We start from the raw sequence: 4,778 nt of genomic DNA, 5'->3' as shown, positions 1-4,778 counted from the left end.
TTTGAACTCCTTCGGGGTCATCAGGTCACCTGCTGTTCAAAGCGGGCCAGCCGCAGTTCGACGGCCTTGAGCTGCTGGGCCAGCACCTCGACGTCATCGTTGAAACTCGCCACTTCCAGCGGGCCGGGGGCGAGGCGGGCCTCTTCGGTCAGATATTCCGCCAGCTGGCTGCGGGTGCGGCACAGCTCGCGGCCGACCAGACGACGCGCCTGACGGGCACCGCTGAACAGGGTGTGGGCCAGCACGTCGCCGGTATAGCGCGACAGCTCCTCTTCCCAGTCGATATCCAGCTCACCCAATAGAACGCTGAATGCCTGTACCAGCTGGGGATCACCGCTCAGATCCAGCTTCTCCTCGCGGATATAGCGGGTCAGGGCGGACGGGTCTTTCAGCAGACCGAGGGCGGTCAGGGAGAGGCTAAGCACCGCATCGGCCTCCCCTTCATGCTGGGCCAGCACATCCAGCCGACGCTCGGAGAAGACAAACCAGAGCGGCTTGAGTTCACGCAGCTCCAGCTTGAGCACCTTGCCCACCAGTTTGCGCAGCCGCTCCGGGCTCTGTTTGTCCAGCGCCAGCAACTGGTTGAGGCTGGTTTCGATCACCGCGGTGACCATGGCATCCATCGGCATAGGCAACCTTAAAACTTGTAACCGCGGTGCAGGGCGACCACACCCTGAGTCAGATTGAAGTACTCCACCTGCTCGAAACCGACATTTTCCATCATGCCAGCCAGGGTCTGCTGATCTGGGTGCATGCGGATGGACTCTGCCAGATATTTGTAGCTTTCACTGTCGTTCGCGACGATTTCGCCCATTTTCGGCAGCAGTTTGAAGGAGTAGAGGTCATAGAGCTTGGCGATCACTTCACTGACCGGCTTGGAGAACTCCAGCACCAGCAGACGGCCACCCGGCTTGAGCACCCGGAACATGGAGGCGAGCGCCTTGTCCTTGTCGGTGACGTTGCGCAGGCCGAAGCCGATGGTAATCACATCGAAGTGGTTATCCGGGAAGGGGAGCGCCTCGGCATTGGCCTGCACGTAGGAGACGTTGTTGGCGACCCCCAGATTGCGCAGCTTGTCGCGGCCCACTTTCAGCATGGAGTCGTTGATATCTGCCAGCACCACCTGACCGGTCTCGCCGACGATGCGCGAGAACTTGGCGGTCAAGTCACCGGTACCACCGGCCAGATCCAGCACCTTCTGGCCCTTGCGCACACCGGAACAGTCGATGGTGAAGCGCTTCCACAGGCGGTGGATGCCGAACGACATCAGATCGTTCATCAGATCATACTTGGCTGCCACCGAATGGAAGACACCTGCTACCAGAGTTTCCTTCTCGGTCGCGGCCACGGTTTTAAAGCCAAAATGCGTTGTCGTTGCTTGTTCTGACATCCCTTAAACACCCATAGAGCAAAGAATGGCCGCCAGTTTACCAGAGCCACTGGCGTCCGGACACCTTAAACCCGGCTCGCAACCAACTGCATGCCCAGCACCACCATGGCCAGACAGAGGAAGAGATTGAGACCGATATTGAGCAGCGCTTTCAGATAGGCCCCATGTTGAGCCAGCACTACCGTATCGAGGGCAAAGGAAGAGAAAGTAGTCAGGGCACCGAGGATCCCCACCATCAGCAGCGGCTTCATCGGGTGTTCCACCACATGACCATGACTGATGAGGGCGAACGCTACCCCCATGATGAAAGAGCCCACCACGTTGACCACCAGAGTCCCGTAAGGAAAGTGGCGCCCCAGCAGCAAGGCCATCAGTTCGGCAATCCCAAAACGAAGGCAGGCGCCGATGGCGCCCCCTGCAGCAACATAGAACCAGGTTTGCATGGTGTCACTCCCTCAGGGTCAGGCCGCCATTATGTCGCAATGGCGGCCCTTGTGCCCAGAGGTGGAACTAATCGTCACCCAGCCTGATTGAAATCTCAGCGGCGAAAATCGATGGGCTCGGCCTCACCCAGCACGATTTCGGTCTGGGCCGGGCGGGTCTGGGCAATCACCTTGCCGTGACGAATCGAGTAACGCACCGGCACCTGACGGCGCACCGCATCGAAGCCGTTGTCGGCGGGCAGGACCAACAGGTTGGCCGGTTTGCCCACTTCGATACCATAGCGATCCTGCACATTCAGGGTGCGGGCGCTGTGGCTGCTGATCAGCTTCAGACCGTCGTTGATCTGCTCGTAACCCATGATCTGGCAGACATGCAGCCCCATGTGCAGCACCTGCAACATGTTGGCGGTGCCCATGGGATACCAGGGGTCAAACACGTCATCGTGACCGAAACAGACGTTGATGTTCGCCTTCAGCATCTCCTTCACCCGGGTAATGCCGCGGCGTTTGGGATAGGTATCGAACCGCCCCTGCAGGTGAATGTTCACCAGCGGATTGGCCACGAAGTTGATGTCCGCCATCTTCAGCAGCCGGAACAGGCGGGAAGCATAAGCGCCGTTGTAGGAGTGCATGGCGGTGGTGTGGCTGGCGGTGACTCTATGACCGATACCCCGCTCGTAGGCCAGGGTCGCCAGCGTCTCGATAAAGCGGGACTGCTCGTCATCGATCTCGTCGCAGTGCACATCGACCAGAACCTGATACTTCTCGGCAAGATCGAAGATGTAGTGCAGACTTTCGACCCCATACTCCCGGGTAAACTCGAAGTGGGGGATCGCGCCAATCACGTCGGCCCCCAGCTTGAGCGCCTCCTCCAGCAGTGCCTTACCGTTGGGGTAGGAGAGGATCCCCTCCTGCGGGAAGGCGACGATCTGCAGCTCCACCCACTCCTTCATCTCCTCCCGCACCTCCAGCATCGCCTTGAGCGCGACCAGATTGGGATCGGAGACATCGACGTGAGTACGGACAAACTGGATGCCGTTGGCGATCTGCCACTTCAGCGTCTGGATGGCGCGCTGTTTCACATCCTCATGGGTCAGCAGCGCCTTGCGCTCGGCCCAGCGCTCGATCCCCTCGAACAGAGTGCCGGAGAGGTTCCAGCTCGGCTCACCGGCCGTCTGGGTGGTATCGAGGTGAATGTGGGCTTCGATAAAGGGGGCGATAGCCAGACCACCCTCCCCGTCCAGCACCCGACCTGCGACGGCATGTTCGTCATGGGGTTCGATGGCGGTGATGACCCCATCCTGACAGCGGATCTGCCAAAACCCTTCCCGATCGACCAAACGAATATGTTGAATCAGCATTTGTTAGCTCCCTGTACCAGAACCGGCCGCTGGGTGAGGCGAACCAGAATGAAATAGGTGAAGGCGGCGCCCAATACCGCGTTGAGTGGCACTATGCCCGGCAGCCACTTGCCGACAGCCACCCCGACTGCCGTGGCGACCAGCGCCTGCCAGCGCACCGTCTCGAACTGCTGATCGGCAAACTGACGGTAACGCTCACGATTGAGCAGGAAATCCATGATGATAATGCCACCGATCGGCGGAATTGCCGTACTCAAAAAGGCCAGCCAGCCTACAAAGTTGTTGTAAAGCCAGAGGGCGCAAGCGGTACCGATGAGGCCGTTGATCACGCTGAGCGGCTTGCTCTTGAGACCGGTAATGTTGGCAAAACCGAGGCCGGAGGCGTAGAGGGCGTTGTCGTTGGTGGTCCAGATATTGAGGCCCAGCACCAGAATTGCGGGGATCAAAAGCCCCTGCATCAGCATCACTTCCGAGATATCAGCCTGACCGGTCACCGCTGCACCAGCTGCGCCAAAAACGAACATCAGAGTGTTGCCCAAAAAAAACGCCACCATGGTAATCATGACGGCGCCCCAGGGTTTGCGACCAAATCGAACAAAGTCGGCGGTCAGGGTTCCTGCACTGATAAAGGAACCGACCACCATGGTCAATGCCGTGGTGAACTCGATGGGATTGGTCGGTTGTACCTGCTGCAGCGCAGCCATACCACCAGTCGAGGTCACCGCCAGCCAGACCGAGTAACCGCCAAGCAGTGCAATGGCCGGTACTGCCACAAAGCTCAACACCATCAGGGCGGAGATCCCGAAGTAGACGGTTACCGTCATCAGAATGCCCGAAATGGCGATCAGCCAGTTCACATCGATGCCAGTCGCCTTCTGCACCGGCAGCGCAAACATGGCGACACCGACGCCAAACCAGCCGATCTGAGTGCCGCCCAGCAACAGGGATGGCAACCAGGAACCTTTCACCCCAAACGAGTAACGCGCCAGCAGATGGGTAGAGAGACCGGTTGAAGCACCGATATAGCCGAGACAGGCGGTGTAGATACCCAGCAGCAAGTTGCCGAGCAGTACCGCCTTGATGAAGTCATCAAACACCAGCCCGGTGCCCAGCGCACCACCGGTCCACATGCTGGCAGAGAAGAAAGTCAGGCCGAGCATCACCAGCATCAGCGAAAGCACACCTTTGCGCCCTTTGGCGGGTACCGCCCCCAAACAGTATTCGTTATCCTGCGCCATGCTCTTTCTCCACGTAATAGGCAAAACGCGCCGGATTTTACATGTAAAACGTTTTACGTCAATCAATCATGGTTAAATCTCTGGATAAAACCATCAATAGCAGTCAAATGAGTAACACATTAGGACTCAAACCAGCAGATAAACAGTGTCGACTGCAAGCAGAGGGGGGTTGCGGGAATGGGGAATGTAAGGGGATATCAAAAAATGACAGATGCAAAAAAGCCTCCCTTTTCAGGGAGGCTTTCTATTTAATGGTGCTGATACCCAGAATCGAACTGGGGACCTCATCCTTACCAAGGATGCGCTCTACCGACTGAGCCATATCAGCACACTAACCGGTAAAGAC

General features: G+C 58.1%; 5 protein-coding genes and 1 tRNA gene. All 6 read right to left on the bottom strand.

Features of this window, described 5'->3' with window-relative positions; translation table 11 throughout:
• Window positions 1–20 precede the first annotated feature (20 nt).
• The 6 genes from AB5Y92_RS11210 to AB5Y92_RS11185 all read right to left on the bottom strand — a co-directional run bounded on the left by AB5Y92_RS11210 (window position 21) and on the right by AB5Y92_RS11185 (window position 4,760).
• Window positions 21–629 (bottom strand): SCP2 domain-containing protein, encoded by a 609-nt coding sequence (locus AB5Y92_RS11210; RefSeq protein WP_005339380.1) that lies wholly within the window; start codon window positions 627–629, stop codon window positions 21–23.
• Window positions 630–637: 8 nt separating this feature from the next.
• A complete protein-coding gene (gene ubiE / locus AB5Y92_RS11205; RefSeq protein WP_005342396.1) occupies window positions 638–1,390 on the bottom strand; it encodes a bifunctional demethylmenaquinone methyltransferase/2-methoxy-6-polyprenyl-1,4-benzoquinol methylase UbiE in 753 nt (250 codons plus the stop codon).
• A 65-nt stretch (window positions 1,391–1,455) separates the two neighbouring features.
• The gene (gene crcB / locus AB5Y92_RS11200) at window positions 1,456–1,833 is read right to left on the bottom strand and encodes a fluoride efflux transporter CrcB (RefSeq protein WP_005339378.1); all 378 of its coding nucleotides are present in this window, start codon (window positions 1,831–1,833) and stop codon (window positions 1,456–1,458) included.
• A 95-nt stretch (window positions 1,834–1,928) separates the two neighbouring features.
• A complete protein-coding gene (locus AB5Y92_RS11195; RefSeq protein WP_368226787.1) occupies window positions 1,929–3,194 on the bottom strand; it encodes a cytosine deaminase in 1,266 nt (421 codons plus the stop codon).
• Complete coding sequence (gene codB / locus AB5Y92_RS11190) at window positions 3,188–4,432, bottom strand: cytosine permease (RefSeq protein WP_368226786.1); 1,245 nt, start codon at window positions 4,430–4,432, stop codon at window positions 3,188–3,190. Before codB ends, AB5Y92_RS11195 begins: the two co-directional genes overlap by 7 nt.
• Window positions 4,433–4,684: 252 nt before the next feature.
• Window positions 4,685–4,760, bottom strand: a tRNA-Thr gene (locus AB5Y92_RS11185).
• Window positions 4,761–4,778: the final 18 nt, after the last annotated feature.

The sequence above is a fragment of the Aeromonas sp. R1-1 genome, from assembly GCF_040908495.1.
GTDB classification, from domain to species: domain Bacteria; phylum Pseudomonadota; class Gammaproteobacteria; order Enterobacterales; family Aeromonadaceae; genus Aeromonas; species Aeromonas veronii.
Note: the sequence above shows the minus strand (reverse complement) of the source record. Positions and strands in the feature narration are given on the sequence as shown.

What these genes read in the sequence shown, in the direction of transcription:
- codB (WP_368226786.1), bottom strand. Translation starts at nt 4,432, where the DNA reads ATGGCGCAGGATAACGAATACTGTTTGGGGGCGGTACCCGCCAAAGGG.
- AB5Y92_RS11210 (WP_005339380.1), bottom strand. Translation starts at nt 629, where the DNA reads ATGCCGATGGATGCCATGGTCACCGCGGTGATCGAAACCAGCCTCAAC.
- ubiE (WP_005342396.1), bottom strand. Translation starts at nt 1,390, where the DNA reads ATGTCAGAACAAGCAACGACAACGCATTTTGGCTTTAAAACCGTGGCC.
- AB5Y92_RS11195 (WP_368226787.1), bottom strand. Translation starts at nt 3,194, where the DNA reads ATGCTGATTCAACATATTCGTTTGGTCGATCGGGAAGGGTTTTGGCAG.
- crcB (WP_005339378.1), bottom strand. Translation starts at nt 1,833, where the DNA reads ATGCAAACCTGGTTCTATGTTGCTGCAGGGGGCGCCATCGGCGCCTGC.